The sequence below is a fragment of the Streptomyces sp. NPDC047453 genome (assembly GCF_040643155.1).
GTDB lineage: Bacteria > Actinomycetota > Actinomycetes > Streptomycetales > Streptomycetaceae > Streptomyces.
Window position 1 is genome coordinate 1 of sequence record NZ_JBEYTS010000049.1, and the last position, 18,123, is coordinate 18,123.

An 18,123-nucleotide genomic window follows, 5' to 3' on the forward strand; every position below is an offset into this window, starting at 1 on the left:
TCCCCTTTTTTCTACATTTGTCGGGGTGGCGGGCCCCCCCCCCCCCGCGCCCCGTTCCGTCGGCGGGCGCCGGAGGGTCGTAAACCGGTCAGGCAGGTGATACGTCCGGTGCACGACCGGCAGGGGGCACGCGCGGAGCGCGACCGGGGGGACGACCGGGGGAGGGGACGGTTTCTCGGGCGGACGGATCGGGTGCTGAACGTGCTGGTGGGGGGACGGGGGAGAGGCGTACGGGGGATCGGGGATGGAGACGGACAAATCGAGAAAGGGGCTGGTCGGGGCGGTTGGGGCGGTCAGTGGATGATGCCGGTCCGCAGGGCTACGGCGACCATGCCGGCCCGGTCGCCGGTGCCGAGCTTGCGGGCGATGCGGGCGAGGTGGCTCTTGACGGTCAGCGCGGACAGGCCCATCGAGACGCCGATGGCCTTGTTCGACTGGCCCTCCGCGACCAGCCGCAGCACCTCGACCTCGCGGCCGGAGAGCTCGCGGAAACCACCCGGGTGGCTCGGGGCGCCCGGGGGGCGGCGGTGCAGTCGGGCGGCCGCGGCGCCGATGGGGGCGGCGCCGGGCCGGGTGGGTAGCCCGACGTTGGTGCGGGTGCCGGTGACGACGTAGCCCTTGACGCCACCGGCCAGGGCGTTGCGAACGGCGCCGATGTCGTCGGCGGCGGACAGGGCCAGGCCGTTGGGCCATCCGGCGGCACGGGTCTCGGACAGCAGTGTGAGCCCGGAGCCGTCGGGCAGGTGGACGTCGGCTACGCAGATGTCACGCGGATTGCCGATACGGGGACGGGCCTCCGCGACGGACGACGCCTCGATGACGTCACGGACTCCAAGCGCCCACAGATGACGGGTGACGGTGGAACGGACGCGCGGGTCCGCCACGACGACCATGGCGGTCGGCTTGTTCGGGCGGTAGGCGACCAGGCTTGCGGGCTGCTCGAGGAGAACGGACACCAGGCCTCCTGGGGGTGGGGGGACGGGGCCGGCTTGTGGGGATGAAGCCGGGAAGAACCGTGCTTGCAAGGTCACAGTGGTCTTCGGCACCAAACCCGGTGTCCTTTAGAGAATGATCACGATCTGGTGAGTCACCGAGCGTTTAATTCGAACGTATTGTCGATAATCCGAAGGTCGAATCGGTTCACTTGGGTGTCATTCGGGAGCGATACTTGCCTGAAAGTGGCCGTATCGACAAAGAAACGGCAAGAAGCCGGTAAGTCGCCCGGACAGGTGTACGCGGGCGGGTGCGGGGCCGCGTCAGCGTGGGTGCCAGTCCCTCGTCAGCGCGGGGACGGGTCCGGCGTCAACGCGACTGCGGGCCGCGCCGCTGCGGCAGCGTCACCACCGACGCGTCCCCCGGACCGGCCGGCGGCAGCCCGGCGACCTGGGCGAGCAGATCGCACCAGGACGCCAGGTGCGCCGCGGTGTCCGGCACCCCGCCCAGCCCCTCCCGGGGCGTCCAGGAGGCGCGGATCTCGATCTGCGAGGCCGCCGGGCGCGACGACAGCCCGCCGAAGTAGTGCGAACTCGCGCGCGTGACGGTCCCGCTCGGCTCGCCGTACATCAGCCCGCGCGCCTGGAGCGCCCCGGTCAGCCACGACCAGCACACGTCCGGCAGCAGCGGGTCGGCGGCCATCTCCGGCTCCAGCTCCGCGCGCACCAGCGTCACCAGCCGGAAGGTGCCCTGCCAGGCGTCGTGCCCGGCCGGGTCGTGCAGCAGCACCAGCCGGCCGTCGGCCAGGTCCTGCTCCCCGTCGACGACCGTGGCCTCCAGCGCGTACGTGAACGGGGCGAGCCGCTGCGGCGGCGGGACCTGCTCGATCTCCAGCTGCGGCCGCAGCCGCGCGGCCCTCAGCGCCTCGACCGCCGCCCGGAAGGGCAAGGGAGCCTGAGCCGCCCTGCTCGCATCGCCGTCCCCCTTTCCCGGATCCTTCGGATCGTCCATTCCGCCAGTGCCGTCCGACAGTCGTCCCTGAGCCGCAGCCATGCCGGGAAGATTAAGGGGAACCGGGCCTTTGTGCAGGGCAAGACACCCCGCCGCCGTCGGCGCCGCCGTCCGGGGGCCGCACACCTGGGCCTTCGCGTCATCGGGGGCATGCGAGACTTGCGGGCGTGAGTGCCAACCAGACGCCCGCAAGCCGGCAGCCGCAGACAGCCACCTACGACTCCGCCTTCCTGAAGGCGTGCAGGCGTGAACCCGTGCCGCACACGCCCGTGTGGTTCATGCGGCAGGCCGGGCGCTCCTTGCCGGAGTACCTCAAGGTGCGCGAGGGCATCCCGATGCTCGAGTCCTGCATGCGCCCGGAGCTGGTCGCCGAGATCACCCTCCAGCCGGTCCGCCGGCACAACGTGGACGCGGCGATCTACTTCAGCGACATCGTCGTGCCCCTCAAGGCCATCGGTATCGACCTGGACATCAAGCCCGGCATCGGCCCGGTCGTCGAGCGCCCGGTGCGCACCCGCGAGGACCTCGCGCGGCTGCGCGACCTGACCCCCGAGGACGTCTCCTACGTCACCGAGGCGATCGGCCTGCTCACCCGCGAACTCGGGTCCACCCCGCTCATCGGCTTCGCCGGCGCACCCTTCACCCTCGCGAGCTACCTCGTGGAGGGCGGCCCCTCCCGCACGTACGAGAACGCCAAGGCGATGATGTACGGCGACCCCGAGCTGTGGGCCGACCTGCTCGACCGCCTCGCCGCCATCACGACCGCCTTCCTGAAGGTGCAGATCGAGGCGGGCGCGAGCGCCGTGCAGCTCTTCGACTCCTGGGCCGGAGCCCTCTCGCCCGTCGACTACCGCCGCTCGGTGCTGCCCGCCTCCGCCAAGGTCTTCGAGGCCGTCGCCGGGTACGGCGTCCCGCGCATCCACTTCGGCGTCGGCACCGGTGAGCTGCTCGGCCTGATGGGCGAGGCGGGCGCGGACGTCGTCGGCGTCGACTGGCGGGTCCCGCTCGACGAGGCCGCGCGCCGTGTCGGCCCCGGCAAGGCGCTCCAGGGCAACCTCGACCCGACCGTGGTGTTCGCGCCCCGGAAGGTCATGGAGGCCAAGGCCCGGGAGGTGCTGGACGCCGCCGCGGGACTGGAGGGCCACATCTTCAACCTCGGCCACGGCGTCATGCCCTCGACCGACCCCGACGCGCTCACCCACCTCGTCGAGTACGTCCACACGCAGACCGCGCGCTGACCCGCCGCCCTTCCCCCGGTGCCAGGAGCACCGGGGGAAGGGACGCGGGCCCTTCGGCGGCCGGTCGCCGGCCGTCAGTACCGCAGGCGGGTGGCCGCCACGATGCTCTGCGGGGTCGCCCCCTCGAACCGCGCGGCCTCCGCACGCCGTACGGCGACGACCGCGCCGAACAGCGAATCCCCGAGCGCCTCGCGCAGCACCGCCGACCGCTCGAAGTGCGCCAGTGCCTCGGTGAGCGAGGTGGGCAGCCGCTTGTGCCCTCCCACCTCGGCGGGGTCACCCACCTCGGGTGGCGGCAGGGTCGCGGCGGCGTCGATCCCGCCGAGGCCGGCGGCGATGACCGCGCCCACCGCCAGGTAGGGGTTGGCCGCCGCGTCGAAACTCTTGATCTCGGCGTTCGCCGCCCAGCCGGCGTCCGGCGCCCCGGCGACGAAGCGGATCGCGGCCTCCCGGTTCTCCGGACCCCAGCACTGGAACGCACCGGCCCAGCGCGAGGGTTCGAGCCGCAGATAGCTGGCGGCCGAGGGTGCGCCGAGGGCGAGCAGCGCGGGCAGTTCCCGCAGGACGCCCGCGAGGAACGCTTCGCAGACCGCCGTCATGCCGTGCGGGCCGTCCCCGTCCCGGCACAGGTTCCGGCCGTCCTGCCAGAGACTGAGGTGCAGGTGGCGTCCGTTGCCGACCGCTCCCGCCTCGACGACCGGGGCGAACGACGCCGTCAGCCCGTGCCGCGCGGAGACCGCCCTGACCGTCTCCCGCACGAGCACCGCCAGATCGGCCGCTCCCACCGGGTCCGCGGGTGCCACGGACACCTCGAACTGGCCGGGCGCGTACTCCGGGTGCAGCTGCTGCACGGCGACGCCCTGGGCGACCAGGGCGTCCAGCACGTCGCGCAGGTAGTCGGACAGCTCGACGAAGCGTGCCATGCCGTACGCGGGGCCCGCGGCCGGGCGGGACGGGGAGGGGGACGGATCCGTGTCTCGGCCGACCACCCACTCGGTCTCGAAGCCCATCCGCAGGGCGAGGCCGCGTTCGGCGGCCCGCTCGGTCATCCGCCGGGCGAACAGCCGTTGACAGCCGGGGTACGGAGTGCCCCGCTGGTCGTGGCGGTCGGCCGGCGCCCAGGCCCAGCCGGGCTGCGCGGCCAGCGGGGTCAGCCGGTCGAGGTCGGGCAGGAGCCGCAGGTCGCCCTCGGGGGCGCCGGTGTGCCCGCCGGTGGTGACGGAGTCGTCGGCCAGGAACAGGTCGAAGACCGGCGGCATGGCGACACCCCACCGCACGGCGTCCGGCAGCGCCGAGACCGGCACGGTCTTGACACGGGTGATGCCCGCGGTGTCCACCATGGTGAGGACGACCCCGCTCACTCCCTGCGCCGTCAGCCGGTCGGCCTCCCCGGCCGCCCGGGCCCGCTCCTCGCGCGCGGTGGACATGGCATCCTCCTTCACCGCGTGCGGCCGTGATCGGCTCCGCGGTCGTGCTCTTGAGTGTGATCGCCGCCGGGTCGCCGGCGGCCGCAGCCCCCGCCCCGGATCACTTCGGTGACGTGGGCGAAAGCCGCAGCGGCCGGGTGCGGGTGCCGGGACCGGCCGCGTGTGCGCCCGGCCGGGGCAGGGGGTGCGTCCGGCGCGGCAGTGGACCGCCGGTGCCCGTCAGCGTCGGTCGAGGAGGTCCATGAACATGCTCTTGTGGAGTTCCTCGACATGCCGGCGCGCCACCTCGGCCGCCTCCGCCGCGTCCCCGCGCCGTATCGCCTTCACCAGGGCGCGGTGCTCGTCGTTGGAGTGGCGCAGGAAGTCCAGCGGGTAGGGCAGGTAGTAGCGGTACAGCTCCCGTAGTACGGCGCCGTAGGGGTCGGCGACGGAGTCGAGTCCGGTCGCGGCGGCCACCGCCATGTGGAACCGCTCGTCGCAGCCGTGGAACTCCGCCCAGCTCGGGGCCCGGTCCATCTCCTCGAGCAGCCGGTCCAGTTCCCGCGCGGACTCCGGGTCGAGCCCGCGGACCGCGGCCAGATGCGCGACCCCGCACTCCAGGACGAGCCGGTGGTCGATCAACTGGTGCACGTCGGCCGACGCCGCCCGGTACGTCTCGATGGCCCCGACCGCCGAGTGCGCCGGCCGCTCGGCCACCAGCGTCCCGCCGGTGCGGCCGCGTCTGCGCTCCAGCACGCCCTCCTTGCACAGGGCCACCAGGGCCCGGCGGACCGTGATCTCGGAAACGCCCAGGGCCTCGGCGATCCGGTCGCTGCCCGGCAGCCGCTCACCGGGCGCCAGCAGGCCGAGATCCACGGCGAGCGCGATACGGGCCCGTACGGCGTCCAGGGCGGACAGCCGCCGGATGGCGGTGAGCGGCGGCGCGTTCAGGCCGTGCGTGGCCTGCTCCGCGCGCGCCGGGCGGGAGTTCACGGGGGAGCCGGGCATGGCGACACCGTACTCAAGAGTGCTCATCTTGAACACTCTTGTTTAAGTGCTCATCGTGCTCTATTTTTTCGCCATCAGGCCACCTGCTGTCCGAAAGTGGTGACTCCCGTGTCCCGGCCCCTGCCCATCGCCCTCGCGCAGGCCCCTCCGCGCTCCTCCCGCTCGCCGCTCGCCGGCTTCGCCGACGAGGTCCAGGACCTCCTCGCGAGGTTCCCCGGGACCCGTCTGGCGGTCTATCCCGAGCTGCACCTGTGCGGGGTGGAGGGTGCCCGGGAGGAGCGGGAGGCCCGGCTGCGGGAGTCCGCGGAGCCGTTGGACGGCCCCCGGACCAAGATGCTCGCCGAGCTGGCGGGTGACCTGGGGATCTGGCTGCTGCCCGGCAGCGTGTGCGAGCGTGGTCCGCAGGGCGAGCTGTTCAACACCGCTCTGGCCTTCTCGCCCGAGGGCCGGCTCGCGGCCTCGTACCGCAAGGTCTTCCCGTGGCGCCCCTACGAGCCGTACGACCCCGGCGACCGCTTCGTCGTGGCCGACCTGGCCGAGGCGGGCCGGATCGGATTCGCGATCTGCTACGACGCGTGGTTCCCCGAGGTCTCCCGGCATCTGGCCTGGATGGGCGCGGAAGTGATCGTCAATCCGGTCATGACGACGACCGCCGACCGTGCCCAGGAACTGGTCCTGGCCCGGGCCAACGCCATGGTGAACCAGGTCTATGTGATCAGCGTCAACACCGCGGGCCCGGTCGGCACCGGCCGCAGTCTCGTGGTGGACCCGGAGGGCCGGGTGCGGGTCGAGGCCCCCGACGCCCTGCCCACCGTCCTCACCGACGTGCTCGACCTCGACGACGTCACCCGGGTCCGGACCCACGGCACGGCGGGCCTCAACCGCGTGTGGGACCAGTTCCAGGACGGTGACGCCCCGATCGAACTGCCGCTGTACCAGGGGCGGATCGACCCCCGTCGCTGGAATCCGGACCGCCGCGCCGGCGGCTGACCGCCCGGCACGTCCGCCTCCGCCCCGTCCCCCGCGCCCGCCGACACATCGCCGGAAGCCCGCCCGGCCCCTACGCGCCCCCCTGGAGCCCCGCCATGGAACAGCCCACCCCGACGCTGAACCGGACCCTGACCCTCAGATCAGTCGTCGCCTTCGGCCTCGCCTACATGACCCCCCTGATCGTGCTCGGCACGTACGGGGTCATCGCGCAGACGACCAACGGCACCGTGCCGACCGCCTACCTGCTGGCCATGGTCGCGATGATCTTCACCGCGCACAGCTACGGCAAGATGGCCGCGGCCCATCCGGTGGCGGGGTCGGCCTACACCTACGTGCGGCGGGCCATCGACTCCAGGGCGGGCTTCCTCGTCGGGTGGGCGACGCTCCTCGACTACTTCTTCCTGCCCATGGTCATCTGGCTGATCGGCGGCGCCTACCTGCACGCCCAGTTCCCCGGCGTGCCCTTCTGGGTCTGGATCGTCGGCTTCATCGCGATCACCACCGCGTTGAACGTGCGCGGCATCCGCACCGCGGAGAAGACCAACGACCTGCTCATGATCTTCCAGGTCCTCGTCATCGGCTTCTTCGCGCTCTTCTCGCTGCTCCACGTCTTCCGCCACTCGGGCGCCGGAGGGCTGTTCAGCGCCACGCCGTTCCTCAACGACAACAGCACCCTGGTGGGCGTCTCGGCCGGAGCGGCCATCGCCGCGTACTCCTTCCTCGGCTTCGACGCCGTCACCACCCTGACCGAGGAGACCGTCGAGCCGCGGCGCACCATCCCCCGCGCGATCATGCTCATCGCCCTGATAGGCGGCGGTATCTTCGTCCTGCTCGCGTACACGACCCAGCTCGTGCACCCGGGGAGCACCTTCACCGACCCGGACTCGGCCGCCTTCGAGATCGCCAAGACGATCGCCGGGAGCCTGTTCTCCTCGATCTTCCTGGCCGGTCTGGTGGTCGCTCAGTTCGCCTCGGGCATCGCCGCCCAGGCCAGCGCCTCCCGCCTGCTGTTCGCGATGGGCCGGGACGGTGTGCTGCCCCGCCGCTTCTTCGGGTTCGTCCACCCCCGGTTCCGCACCCCCGCCGTCAACATCGTGCTGACGGGGGCGATCGGACTCATCGCGCTGCGACTCAACGTGGCGACCTCCACGTCGTTCATCAACTTCGGCGCGTTCACCGCCTTCACCTCGGTGAACCTCAGCGTGATCGCCACCTTCCTGCGCGAGCGCCGCGCGGGCCGCAGACTGAACCCGCTCACCTACGTCGCCTTCCCGGTGATCGGCGCGGCGGTCGATATCTGGCTGCTGACCCGCCTCGACGGCAAGGCCATCATCCTGGGCCTGATCTGGCTCGCCGTGGGCGTGCTCTACCTCGCCCATCTCACCCGGCTGTTCCGGACTCCGCCGCCGGAGATCGACTTCACCGAGGAGACCAGGACCCCCGAAACGGTCTGACCCGGGACCCGGGACCCGGGACCCGGGTTCTCGGGCCGAGGGGCCGCCGTACCGCCGGCGGCCCCGTTCGGCTTTTCAGCGCGACTGCTCCGGCCCCGGTCCCGGTACCAGCTCCAGGCCGCTGTCCGCGGGCAGGGTCTGCCGGTAGCCGGTGTACATGTGCTCGGTCGCCAGGCGGACCAGGCGGTCCTCGTCCGCCGCGCCCGCGGCCTCCAGGATGGCGCGGTGCTCGCTCACCATGACCGGGACGCTGCCCGGCTCGTGGACGTAGGAGCGGGTGATGCGGCGGTTGACCGGGTGGTCCCAGAGGGTGTCGATCATGCGCAGGAGCAGCGCGTTGTCGCAGGGCTCGATCAGCAGCCGGTGGAAGGTCCGGTTGAGTTCGAACTGCGCCGCCGCGTCGGCCGGTTCCGTGGCCGCCATCTCCTCGATCACCGCCTCGAGCCGGGCCAGCCGGGCTCGGTCGTGCCGGCCGCAGGCCAGGCGCAGGGCCAGCGTCTCCATCGACTGGCGCACCTGGTAGACCTCGGCGATGTCCTTGGGCTGGAGGGCGTTGACGATGTATCCGCTGCCCGGCAGCCAGGTGACCAGTCCCTCGTGGGCGAGGCGGTTCAGCGCGTCCCGTACCGGGGTGCGGGACACGCCAAGGCGCTCCGCGACCTGCTCCTGCACCAGGGTGGCGTCGGCTTCCAGACCGCCCGAGACGATCTCGTCACGGAGTCGCTCGTACACGCGGACGCCCAACGGCCTGGTGTCCCTGGGATCGCTGCGCAAAGGCTCCACGTCTGCTCTCCGTCCCTGAGGGCCGTACCCCCAACCGGATACCGCTTCCGCCGAAGAATTCCACCTCGCGCGGACCGTTGTCTTCTCTGAACTCACTGTATACGGTGTGCGCACTGCATCCAGAGGAGGTCTGGCCGTGTTCGTTCTGAACACCTGGTATGTCGCTGCCTGGTCCACGGAAGTCACCCGCGATCCCGTGCGCAGGGTCGTCTGCAAGCAACCGCTCGTGCTCTACCGCACCCAGGACGGCGCGGCGGTGGCCCTCGCCGACCGCTGTGCCCACCGCGCCTACCCGCTGTCCGCCGGCCGCACCGTGGGGGACTCCGTCGAGTGCGGGTACCACGGCTTCGCCTACGGACCCGACGGAGTGTGCACCCGCGTCCCCGCGCAGGCCGCCATCCCCGCCCGGGCCCGTGTACGCCGCTACCCCGTCGTGGAGAAGGACGGCTGGATCTGGGTGTGGACCGGCGACGCGGACCTCGCCGACGAGAGCCTGGTCCCCGACACGCACTGGATGAACGACCCCGCGTGGGCCACGGTCACCCACACGATGCTCTTCGAGTGCCGTCACGACCTCATCCACGACAACCTGCTGGACCTCACCCACGAGACGTTCCTGCACAAGACGACCGTCGGCGACGACTACATTCCCGAGTACGGCATCACGGTCGAGGTGGACGGCGACGTCGTGACCGTGGACCGGTTCATGCCCGGCGTAGAGGCGCCGCCGCTGTACGCGCGGACCATGGGCATCGAGGGACTCTACGACCGGTTCCACGCCACCGAGTTCCACATCCCGGGCTACCACGTGCTGCACTCCGGCATCACCGCCCAGGGGCGCCCGCGCGAGGAGGGCCACCTCATCAAGGTGCTCAACGGGATCACCCCGGTCGACGAGCGGACCACCTGGTACTACTACGCGTTCAGCCGCAACTTCGCGGTCGACGCCGAGTGGGCCACCAAGGAACTCGAGGTCGGCCTGGAGACCGTGCTGCGCGAGGACGCCGACGCGCTGCGGGAGCAGGAGACCGGGATGCGGGAGCGGCCCGACAGCGAGCACGACGTGCTCATCGGGCAGGACGCCGGTGTCGCCAAGGCCCGCCGGATCCTCAACCGGCTGCTCGCCGCGGAGCAGTCCGCCGAGCAGTCCGCCGACCGGGCCGCCGACCGGACTGTGAAGGGCTGAGGGCCGTGACGCGGCTGCACGGCATCGACCTGGACGCGCCGGGGCGCCAGGTCGGCGCCCTCCACCTGACCCACTCGGACAACCGGCACGACAACGGGGTCGTCCCCGTCCCGGTCGCGGTGCTCTCCGGCGCACCCGGCCCGACGGCCCTGCTCGTGGCCGGCACCCACGGCGACGAGTACGAGGGGCAGGTCGTCCTGCACCGCCTGCTGCGCGAGACCGACCCCGGGCAGTTGACCGGCCGGCTCATCGTCCTGCCGGCGCTGAACCTGCCCGCGGTCCGCGCCGCGGCCCGGGTCTCCCCGCTCGACGGCGGCAACCTCAACCGCAGTTGTCCTGGGAACGGCACGGGCGGTCCCACGGACCAACTCGCCGACGCCCTGGTCCGCGAACTGCTGCCGCACGCGGACCTGGCGATGGACCTGCACTCCGGCGGATCGACCGGCCACTACCTCCCGTCGGTCTTCGTCTACGACGGCCCCGGCCCCGAGGCCTGGCAGGCCAAGCGGCGGCTGACGGAACGGATGGGGCTGCCGTGGACGATGGTCGTTCCCGCGCGGTTCGAGCCCGGCTCGTTCTCCACCGCGGCGGACGACGCCGGGGTCGCGATGATCTCCACCGAGCTGGGCGGCGGCGGTGAGGTCAACCCCGCGTTCGTGTCCGACGCGGTCCACGGACTGCGCCGGGTGCTGGCGGGCGCCGGGATCCTCCCGGCGGAGCCGGACGCCCCGCCCGCCCCGCCGACCCGCTGGATCGACCTGCTCCCCGACGGAGCCGTGTACACCCCCGCCCGGGGGCTCTTCGAGCCGATCGCCCGCCTCGGCCAGGAGATCGAGGAGGGAGACCTCATCGCCCGGATCCACCCCGTCGAGGAACTCGCCCGCCCCTCCGTCCCCGTCCTCGCCCACCGCACCGGCGTCGTCGCGGTCGTCCGCCGCCCACCCCTGGTGGACCTGGGCGACGCCCTCTACCGCCTTGCGGCGCACCGCCCGGACGCCGACACCCCGTCCACCGGCTGACCGCCGGCACCCTGTCCTCCGGCTGACCGCCGGCACCCTGTCCTCCGGCTGACCGCCGGCACCCTGTCCTCCGGCTGACCGCCGGCACACGCGGCTCCGACCACCCGCCGACTGCCACGGCGCCGCCGGTCCCGCCACCCGCTGGACCGCCCGGTGCTCCCCCGGCCCCACCAACGCCCTTTGGCGCAGCTCCAGTTCGGCCACCAGCCGACCCTCCGGCATGCCGCCGCCGTCCCGCCGCCCGTCCGCCGTCCGGTGTTCCGCCGGCCTTGACACCGCCTGTCCGCCATGGTGCCTCTGGTCCTGCCACCTGCTGGACCGTCCGGGGCACCACCCGTCCCGCCCATCCGCCGACCGCCCGGCGCACCGCTGGTCCGGTCACCTGCCGGCCGTCATGGTGCCGGCGGTCCTGCCACCCACCGACCGCCCGGCGTACCCCGCCGGCCGTCGAAAGCCCGGCCTGCCGCCGCTCCTGTGACTCCCTGTCCGTCGTGGTGCTTCCGGTCCCGCCACCCGCTCGACCGTCCGGTTCACCGCCAGTCCTGCCACCCGCCGACAGCCCGGCGTACCGGTCGGGCCACCCTCTGCCCGGCGTTCGCCAGTCCTGCCACCCGCCGACCGTCCGGCGTACCGCCGCTCCGGGCACCGGCTGATCGCCGCCCGGGGGTCGCCCCTCAGCCCCCGTCGACGTACCACCCGCCCCTGTCCTGCCCTCCCTCAAGAAGGACGATCCCGTGCGCCATCCGATACGTCTTCCCCTCCTCGCGGCAGTCGTCGCGCTGGCTCTTGCCGGCTGTACCAACGCATCGGCCGAAGGCGGTTCCGCCGGGCCGGGGCCGTCCGCGGCGGCGTCCGGCGGTGGTGCCGGCACGGCGGCGGTGGACGCCGCGGCCGCGGCGCTGCTCCCCGCCGACGTCAAGTCCAAGGGCGTGCTCGCGGTGGCGAGCGACGCGTCCTACCGGCCGTTCGAGTACTTCGACACCGACAACAAGACGATGATCGGCTTCGACGTCGACATGACCGACGCCCTCGGCGCCAGGCTGGGCCTGAAGGTCACCCACGTCAACGCCGGGTTCGACGGCATCCTGCCCGGCCTGGCCGCCCGCAAGTTCGACATGGGCGCCTCCGCGTTCTCCATCACCCCCGAGCGGTCGAAGACCGTCGACTTCGTGCCGTACCTCAACGGCGGCTCGGGCGTCGCGGTCAAGGCAGGCAACCCGCTGGGACTGAAGATGGACCCGATGGCGCTGTGCGGGCACACCGTCTCGGCCCAGAAGGGCAGCCTCCAGGGTCTCGACCAGTTGCCCGCGATCTCCCAGCAGTGCGCCGGCGCGGGCAAGGCCCCGGTGAAGGCCGAGCTCTTCCCCTCCCAGGACGGCGCCAACCTCGCGGTCGTCAGCGGCCGGGTCGACGCGGTGATGGCCGACTCGGTCTCCCTCGCGCTCCAGGCCAAGGCGTCCAACGGCAAGTTCGAGCTCGCCCCCGGCACCGACTACGAGCCGTCCCCCGTCGGCATCGCGCTGCCCAAGGGCTCCGCGCTCAAGCCGGCCCTGGACGCGGCCATGAAGGCCCTCCTGTCCGACGGCACCATGGAGTCGCTCATGAAGAAGTGGGACGTCCCCGCCGGCCTGCTCCTGAAGTCCGGGAGCTGACATGGCCGCCCTGCCCACCCCGCTCGCCCGGGAGACCGAGGCGAAGACACCGGACACCGAGCCGACCGTCGTCCCCAAACGGCACCCGGCCCGCTGGCTGACGGCGGCCGCACTGCTGCTGATCGGCGCGGCGACGCTGCGGTCGGTGTTCACCAACCCCCGCTTCGGCTGGGACGTCGTCAACACCTACCTGCGGGACGTCTCCATCGGTCGCGGACTGGCCGTCACCCTGGAACTCACCGCGATCTGCATGGTCCTCGGCGTCGTACTGGGCATCGTCCTCGCGGTGATGCGGCTGTCGGTCAACCCCGTCGTGCGGTCCGCGGCGTTCCTGTACGTCTCGTTCTTCCGCGGTACGCCCGTGCTGGTGCAACTGCTGTTCTGGTACAACCTGGCGGCGCTCTACCCCACGCTGACCTTCGGCATCCCGGGCCTGTCGCTGGACGCCAACCGGCTGATCACTCCGCTGGTCGCGGCCATCCTCGGCCTCGGCCTGAACGAGGCGGCCTACATGTCGGAGATCGTCCGGGCCGGCATCCTGTCCGTCGACCACGGCCAGGCCGAGGCGGCCGGAGCGCTGGGCCTGACCCGGATGCAGACCATGCGCCGGGTGATCCTGCCGCAGGCCATGCGGGTGATCATCCCGCCGACCGGCAACGAGACCATCGGCATGCTCAAGACCACCGCCCTGGTGAGCGTGCTGGCCGTGCCCGACCTGCTCTACTCCGCGCAGATCCTGTACTCGCGCAACTTCCAGACCATCCCGCTGCTCATCGTCGCGAGCATCTGGTACATGGTCGTCACCAGCATCCTCACCATCGGGCAGTTCTACGTCGAGCGCCGGTTCGCGCGCGGCAACCGCACGCTGCCGCCCACCCCGTTCCAGCGACTGAGGCAGATGCTGAGCACCCACGCGCCGATCGCCACCGGGAGGCAGTCATGACCACCGGCAGTGCCACCGCGGAACCGGCCCCGATGGTCCGGGCCGAGAAGGTCCGCAAACACTTCGGGCGGCTGGAGGTCCTCAAGGGAGTCGACCTGGAGGTCCGGCGGGGTGAGGTGGTCTGCCTCATCGGCCCCTCAGGCTCGGGCAAGAGCACCTTCCTGCGCTGCATCAACCATCTCGAGACCGTCGACGGCGGCCGGATGTGGGTGGACGGCGAGGTGATGGGCTACGAGCAGCGCGGGACCAGGCTGCACGAACTGGGCGACAAGGAGATCTGCCGCCGACGCACCGGGATCGGCATGGTGTTCCAGCACTTCAACCTCTTCCCCCACATGACCGTGCTGGAGAACCTCGTCGAGGCGCCCCGGCGGGCGCTGAAGGAGCCCAAGGCGGTCGTCACCGAGCGGGCGCTGGACCTGCTCGACCAGGTGGGACTCAAGGACAAGGCCCAGGCCTACCCGCGTCACCTGTCCGGCGGGCAGCAGCAGCGCGTGGCCATCGCCAGGGCGCTGTGCATGCGGCCCAAGCTGATGCTGTTCGACGAGCCGACGTCGGCCCTGGACCCCGAACTCGTCGGCGACGTGCTCCGGGTGATGCGGGACCTGGCCGCGTCCGGCATGACCATGATCGTGGTCACCCACGAGATGAGCTTCGCCCGCGAGGTCGCCGACCGGGTGGTCTTCTTCGACGGCGGCCAGGTCGTCGAGACCGGACCCGCCCGGCAGGTCATCACCGCACCACGGCACGAACGGACCAAGGCCTTCCTGGCCGCCGTGCGATGAGCGCCCCCGGCGCCCACTCTTGAGAAACCCCCTCGAGTGGGAAACCCCCTCGAGTTCCGAGTGACGACGAAGGAGGACGACCGATGAGGCTCCTGCTCCGCGCCAACGCCCACCGGAAGGTGGACGGCGGCTGCCGGGAGGTCGCGGCCGCACCGGACACGCCCCGCCGTGAGCCCTGGCAGTGGCAGGTGCGGCTGCTCGCCGAAGGACACGGCCCCAGCACCGCCCCGCTGCCCGGGGCGCGGCGGATCACCGAAGCCCTGCCGGACGGGGCGCTGCTGGAGGTCGCCGCCGACCCCGCCGCGGTCCGTGCCCGTGTCGAGGTACTCGACCCCGGCGCCGGGACGACCGTGGACCGCGCCGAGGACGACGTGCTGGTCCTGGTCTCCACCGGGGGACGGCTGCTGGTGGAGGAACGGCACCTGCTGGCCGACGCGGACGCGATGGTGCTGGCGGGAGACGACCCCCTGCACGTGGCCGTCCGGCACCCGGACGGCCCAGGCCCCTCGGCCGGTCCGGAATCCCGGGTCGCCGTGGTCCGCCTCGGCTCCGCCCGGGGCCGCACCCTGAGCTGGGTGCCCTGATGGCGGCGGCACCCGTCGCGGACGGGGAGCGGCGGCTTCGGCTGCATGTGTCCGCCCTGGTCTGGGAGGCCGAAGGGGTGGTCTCGGTGCACCTGCGGCGGCCCGACGGCGGCGACCTGCCGGCGTGGGAGCCGGGGGCGCACGTGGACCTGTGCCTGCCCGGCTCCCTCACCCGGCAGTACTCGCTCAACGGGTCGCCCGCGGACCGGTCCGTCTGGCGGGTCTCCGTGCTCAGGGAACCGGCGTCCCGCGGCGGCTCCCGGGCGGTGCACGAGACCCTGCGCCCCGGCCAGGAGGTCGAGGTGACCGGGCCGCGCAACCGGTTCCCGCTGGTCGACGTCCCCGAGTACCTGTTCGTCGCGGGAGGCATCGGGATCACCCCGCTGCTGCCGATGCTGGACCGGGCCGCCGCCGTCGGCGCCCGCTGGACGCTGCTGTACGGCGGGCGGACGCGAGCGAGCATGGCGTTCCTGCCGCGGTTGGCCCGCTACGGCGACCGGGTGCTGGTGCGCCCGCAGGACGAGTACGGCCTGCTCGACCTGGAGCCCTTCCTGGGCGTGCCGAGGGAGGGGACGGCGGTCTACTGCTGCGGCCCCGAGCCGTTGCTCGCCGCCGTCGAGCGGTTCTGCGCCCCGTGGCCTTCCGGCGCCCTGCACACCGAGCGGTTCGCCGCGGCGCCCCGGGAGCCCGGCGCCCCGGACGCCGACGGGGAGTTCGAGGTGGTGCTCCAGCGCACCGGCCGCAGTGTCACCGTGCCCGCCGGCACGACGATCCTCCAGGCGTTGGAGGACCAGGGGATCGACGCCCCGAACTCCTGCCGGGAGGGCATCTGCGGCACCTGCGAGACCAAGGTCGTCGAGGGCGTGCCCGACCACCGGGACAGCCTCCTGTCGCAGGAGGAACGCGCCGCCAACGACACCATGATGATCTGCGTCGGCCGCGCCCGCTGCCCCCGGCTGGTGCTGGACCTCTGACCGCCGGGGCCCGCGCCGGGGCATGGCCCCCGGCGCGGGCCGGCCGTGCGCGCGTCACATGTGCGGGGCGCCCGGGGCGGCGGCTTCGAGATCGGCGATGCTGCCCGACATGATCGTCCGCACATGCTCGGTGATGTGCTCCGCGGGCCAGTCCCACCAGGCCACCGCCAGCAGCCGGGCGATGTCCCGGTCGTCGTAACGGGTGCGGATGAGGCGGGCCGGGTTGCCCCCGACGATGCCGTAGTCGGGTACGTCGGAGGTGACCACGGCGCCGGTGGCGATGATCGCGCCGTGTCCGATCCGCACACCGGGCATCACCGTCGTGCCATGGCCGAACCAGACGTCGTTGCCGACGACGGTGTCCCCTCGGTTCGGCAGGCCGGTGAGCAGGTCGAAGTGCTCGGACAGGAGCCTCCCATGGTGGGGAGGGGGAAGGTCGAGGGGCCGTCCATGCGGTGGTTGGCGCCGTTCATGATGAACCGCACTCCCGTGCCCAGCGCGCAGAACTTGCCGATGATCAGCTTCTCGGGCCCGTAGTGGTGGAGCACGTTGCGGGTCTCGAACGCGGTCGGGTCGTCCGGGTCGTCGTAGTAGGAGTACTCCCCGACCTCGATCAGCGGGGACTTCACCAGCGGCCGGAGCAGCACCACCCGCGGTTGTCCGGGCATCGGGTGAAGGACCGTCGGGTCGGCAGGGACAGGCATGGCGGGCGGTTCCTCATCGGTTGCGTGCCGGTGTCCGGTCCATGATCGCGGCAACGCGCCGTCCAGGACACCGGTTTACCGCGTGCCGGCCGGTGCCCCCGAGCAAGGAGGTCCGACTCGCCCCCTACCAGGCGCGTCGCGTCTGCCGTCCGAAGAGGATGCTGCGCGGTTCGGGGGGTGGGGGAGTGCCAGGCTTGAGGGGCCAGGCGAGCACCATGCCCGCGATGAAGCCGACCACGTGGGCCGCGTAGGCCACGGTGCCCGCCTCGGCGACGGCCTGGCCGGAGGAGTGGAACGCCTGGAGCACGAACCAGAAGCCCAGTACCACCCAGCATGCGCGAGCCATGACGTTCGCCGCCGGGCACCGGCATGCCGTTCAAGCGGGTCACTGGGACGGCCACTGAGTCGTCTGATGGCGCCCGCGCCCGCCGTGCGAGGGGTGCTCGCCGTGGTGTCCGTCCGGCGCTGCATCAAGATCCCTGTGTCAGCCCGCTTCTGGTAATGGTATTCATTTGCGATTAATGTACGGCGCGAGCGTCGCGCGCCCTGCCTTGAAGGGGTGCCCCGGCCATCCGGCGTCTGCGGTGTCCACGGCAGCGGACCCAGGCGTCCGGCGTGCGCGCCCGCTCGTCGACGACGCGTGTGACACCGGATTCCTGGAGCAGTGATGAGCGACCCCTACGAGCGGTCCGCGGAGTATCTCGACATCCTGATCGCCGATGCCTGGGAGCCGTTGGCTCCGGCTTTGGCGGATGTCCTGTCGCAAGTTCGGCCAGTGACGGGGGCCGTGGTGGACCTCGGGGCCGGATCCGGCCGGGGTGTGCGCGTCATCTGCGACGCGCTGCCGCAGGTGCCGGTGCTCGCCGTCGAACCCTCCGCCGCGATGCGCGCCGTCCTGCTTGCCCGTGTCCATGAGGACGGCGAACTGCGCAAGCGGGTCACGGTGGTTCCCGGCGACTGCGCGAGCACCGAATGGCCCGACGGCGTGCGCGCGGTCGTGGCACTCAACGTGATCGGCCATCTGCCGCCCGACCAGAGGCGCGCGCTGTGGGACCGCGCCGCCCGGCAACTCGCCCCTGGCGGAGTGCTGGTGTTCAACGTCACTCCGCCGTTCGCCCCGACGGAGGTGGGGCGCGTGCGGATGGCTCATGTCGCCATCGGTGAACTGGAGTACGAGGGTTGGGCGAGCGCGCGCCCCTCCGGAGTGGACGAGATCACCTGGCGCATGGACTACCACGTTCTGCGTCAAGGGCAGGTGTTGGCCGGGGCCTCGGTCGAGTACCGCTGGTGGGTCGCAACGGAGGACGCCCTGACGGCCGAGGCTGCCGAGGCGGGGCTCACTCTGCGCCGGGCCGGTGATCCGGTGCTGGGGTTGTGTGTTCTGGAGCGTGTGAGCACAACGTCGTCACACAGTGGTTGATCTGATAATCATTTTCATTTAGGTTCACTGGTG

At 72.2% G+C, this 18,123-nt stretch carries 16 protein-coding genes and 2 pseudogenes; 11 read left to right on the top strand and 7 right to left on the bottom strand.

Features of this window, described 5'->3' with window-relative positions:
• Window positions 1-293: 293 nt before the first annotated feature.
• Window positions 294-956: a response regulator transcription factor gene (locus ABZ818_RS30450; RefSeq protein ID WP_100572546.1), complete on the bottom strand. Its 663-nt coding sequence runs from the start codon at window positions 954-956 to the stop codon at window positions 294-296.
• A gap of 346 nt (window positions 957-1,302) precedes the next feature.
• The gene (locus ABZ818_RS30455; protein WP_361421583.1) at window positions 1,303-1,986 is read right to left on the bottom strand and encodes a DUF3000 domain-containing protein; all 684 of its coding nucleotides are present in this window, start codon (window positions 1,984-1,986) and stop codon (window positions 1,303-1,305) included.
• A 125-nt stretch (window positions 1,987-2,111) separates the two neighbouring features.
• Here ABZ818_RS30455 and hemE point away from each other — a divergent pair, with 125 nt between their 5' ends.
• Window positions 2,112-3,182, top strand: a complete 1,071-nt coding sequence (gene hemE, locus ABZ818_RS30460; RefSeq protein WP_361421586.1) for a uroporphyrinogen decarboxylase — start codon at window positions 2,112-2,114, stop codon at window positions 3,180-3,182.
• 74 nt (window positions 3,183-3,256) lie between these two features.
• Here hemE and ABZ818_RS30465 read toward each other — a convergent pair whose 3' ends face one another.
• The gene (locus tag ABZ818_RS30465; RefSeq protein ID WP_361421589.1) at window positions 3,257-4,609 is read right to left on the bottom strand and encodes a glutamine synthetase family protein; all 1,353 of its coding nucleotides are present in this window, start codon (window positions 4,607-4,609) and stop codon (window positions 3,257-3,259) included.
• Window positions 4,610-4,828: 219 nt separating this feature from the next.
• Entirely contained in the window at window positions 4,829-5,623 is a 795-nt protein-coding gene (locus tag ABZ818_RS30470) for an FCD domain-containing protein (protein WP_361421592.1), read from the bottom strand.
• Between the two features lie 81 nt (window positions 5,624-5,704).
• On the opposite strand from ABZ818_RS30470, the gene ABZ818_RS30475 reads away from it, so the two are divergent.
• Together ABZ818_RS30475 and ABZ818_RS30480 are read left to right on the top strand one after the other, a co-directional pair.
• On the top strand, window positions 5,705-6,586 hold the full coding sequence (locus ABZ818_RS30475; RefSeq protein ID WP_361421594.1) for a carbon-nitrogen hydrolase family protein: 882 nt from the start codon (window positions 5,705-5,707) through the stop codon (window positions 6,584-6,586).
• Between the two features lie 95 nt (window positions 6,587-6,681).
• Window positions 6,682-8,040, top strand: a complete 1,359-nt coding sequence (locus ABZ818_RS30480) for an APC family permease (protein ID WP_361421597.1) — start codon at window positions 6,682-6,684, stop codon at window positions 8,038-8,040.
• A 75-nt stretch (window positions 8,041-8,115) separates the two neighbouring features.
• Here the strand turns inward: ABZ818_RS30480 and ABZ818_RS30485 are convergent, their stop codons facing one another.
• Window positions 8,116-8,772 carry a GntR family transcriptional regulator gene (locus ABZ818_RS30485; RefSeq protein ID WP_361421600.1) on the bottom strand — a complete coding sequence of 219 codons (657 nt, stop codon included), beginning with the start codon at window positions 8,770-8,772 and terminating at the stop codon, window positions 8,116-8,118.
• A gap of 187 nt (window positions 8,773-8,959) precedes the next feature.
• Here ABZ818_RS30485 and ABZ818_RS30490 point away from each other — a divergent pair, with 187 nt between their 5' ends.
• The 7 genes from ABZ818_RS30490 to ABZ818_RS30520 all read left to right on the top strand — a co-directional run bounded on the left by ABZ818_RS30490 (window position 8,960) and on the right by ABZ818_RS30520 (window position 15,966).
• Window positions 8,960-10,009, top strand: a complete 1,050-nt coding sequence (locus tag ABZ818_RS30490) for an aromatic ring-hydroxylating dioxygenase subunit alpha (protein ID WP_361421603.1) — start codon at window positions 8,960-8,962, stop codon at window positions 10,007-10,009.
• Window positions 10,010-10,014: 5 nt separating this feature from the next.
• Window positions 10,015-11,028: a succinylglutamate desuccinylase/aspartoacylase family protein gene (locus ABZ818_RS30495; protein ID WP_361421606.1), complete on the top strand. Its 1,014-nt coding sequence runs from the start codon at window positions 10,015-10,017 to the stop codon at window positions 11,026-11,028.
• Between the two features lie 734 nt (window positions 11,029-11,762).
• The gene (locus ABZ818_RS30500) at window positions 11,763-12,680 is read left to right on the top strand and encodes an ABC transporter substrate-binding protein (RefSeq protein ID WP_361421609.1); all 918 of its coding nucleotides are present in this window, start codon (window positions 11,763-11,765) and stop codon (window positions 12,678-12,680) included.
• Between the two features lies 1 nt (window position 12,681).
• Window positions 12,682-13,623, top strand: a complete 942-nt coding sequence (locus tag ABZ818_RS30505; RefSeq protein ID WP_361421612.1) for an amino acid ABC transporter permease — start codon at window positions 12,682-12,684, stop codon at window positions 13,621-13,623.
• Window positions 13,620-14,408, top strand: a complete 789-nt coding sequence (locus ABZ818_RS30510; RefSeq protein WP_361421615.1) for an amino acid ABC transporter ATP-binding protein — start codon at window positions 13,620-13,622, stop codon at window positions 14,406-14,408. Before ABZ818_RS30505 ends, ABZ818_RS30510 begins: the two co-directional genes overlap by 4 nt.
• 83 nt (window positions 14,409-14,491) lie before the next feature.
• Complete coding sequence (locus ABZ818_RS30515; protein WP_361421618.1) at window positions 14,492-14,992, top strand: hypothetical protein; 501 nt, start codon at window positions 14,492-14,494, stop codon at window positions 14,990-14,992.
• Complete coding sequence (locus ABZ818_RS30520; RefSeq protein ID WP_361421621.1) at window positions 14,992-15,966, top strand: PDR/VanB family oxidoreductase; 975 nt, start codon at window positions 14,992-14,994, stop codon at window positions 15,964-15,966. Before ABZ818_RS30515 ends, ABZ818_RS30520 begins: the two co-directional genes overlap by 1 nt.
• Before the next feature lie 54 nt (window positions 15,967-16,020).
• Here ABZ818_RS30520 and ABZ818_RS30525 read toward each other — a convergent pair.
• Together ABZ818_RS30525 and ABZ818_RS30530 are read right to left on the bottom strand one after the other, a co-directional pair.
• Window positions 16,021-16,670: pseudogene (locus tag ABZ818_RS30525) on the bottom strand (CatB-related O-acetyltransferase).
• Between the two features lie 124 nt (window positions 16,671-16,794).
• Window positions 16,795-17,001 (bottom strand): annotated as a pseudogene (locus ABZ818_RS30530) (rhomboid family intramembrane serine protease); the annotation flags it as partial.
• A 336-nt stretch (window positions 17,002-17,337) separates the two neighbouring features.
• Between ABZ818_RS30530 and ABZ818_RS30535 the strand changes: the two are divergent.
• Window positions 17,338-18,090 (top strand): class I SAM-dependent methyltransferase, encoded by a 753-nt coding sequence (locus tag ABZ818_RS30535; protein ID WP_361421624.1) that lies wholly within the window; start codon window positions 17,338-17,340, stop codon window positions 18,088-18,090.
• Window positions 18,091-18,123 lie beyond the last annotated feature (33 nt).

Coding starts and splice junctions, on each gene's coding strand:
- ABZ818_RS30510 (WP_361421615.1), top strand. CDS start 13,620: ATGACCACCGGCAGTGCCACCGCGGAACCGGCCCCGATGGTCCGGGCC.
- ABZ818_RS30520 (WP_361421621.1), top strand. CDS start 14,992: ATGGCGGCGGCACCCGTCGCGGACGGGGAGCGGCGGCTTCGGCTGCAT.
- ABZ818_RS30455 (WP_361421583.1), bottom strand. CDS start 1,986: ATGGCTGCGGCTCAGGGACGACTGTCGGACGGCACTGGCGGAATGGAC.
- ABZ818_RS30515 (WP_361421618.1), top strand. CDS start 14,492: ATGAGGCTCCTGCTCCGCGCCAACGCCCACCGGAAGGTGGACGGCGGC.
- ABZ818_RS30470 (WP_361421592.1), bottom strand. CDS start 5,623: ATGAGCACTCTTGAGTACGGTGTCGCCATGCCCGGCTCCCCCGTGAAC.
- ABZ818_RS30505 (WP_361421612.1), top strand. CDS start 12,682: ATGGCCGCCCTGCCCACCCCGCTCGCCCGGGAGACCGAGGCGAAGACA.
- ABZ818_RS30535 (WP_361421624.1), top strand. CDS start 17,338: ATGAGCGACCCCTACGAGCGGTCCGCGGAGTATCTCGACATCCTGATC.
- ABZ818_RS30480 (WP_361421597.1), top strand. CDS start 6,682: ATGGAACAGCCCACCCCGACGCTGAACCGGACCCTGACCCTCAGATCA.
- ABZ818_RS30465 (WP_361421589.1), bottom strand. CDS start 4,609: ATGTCCACCGCGCGCGAGGAGCGGGCCCGGGCGGCCGGGGAGGCCGAC.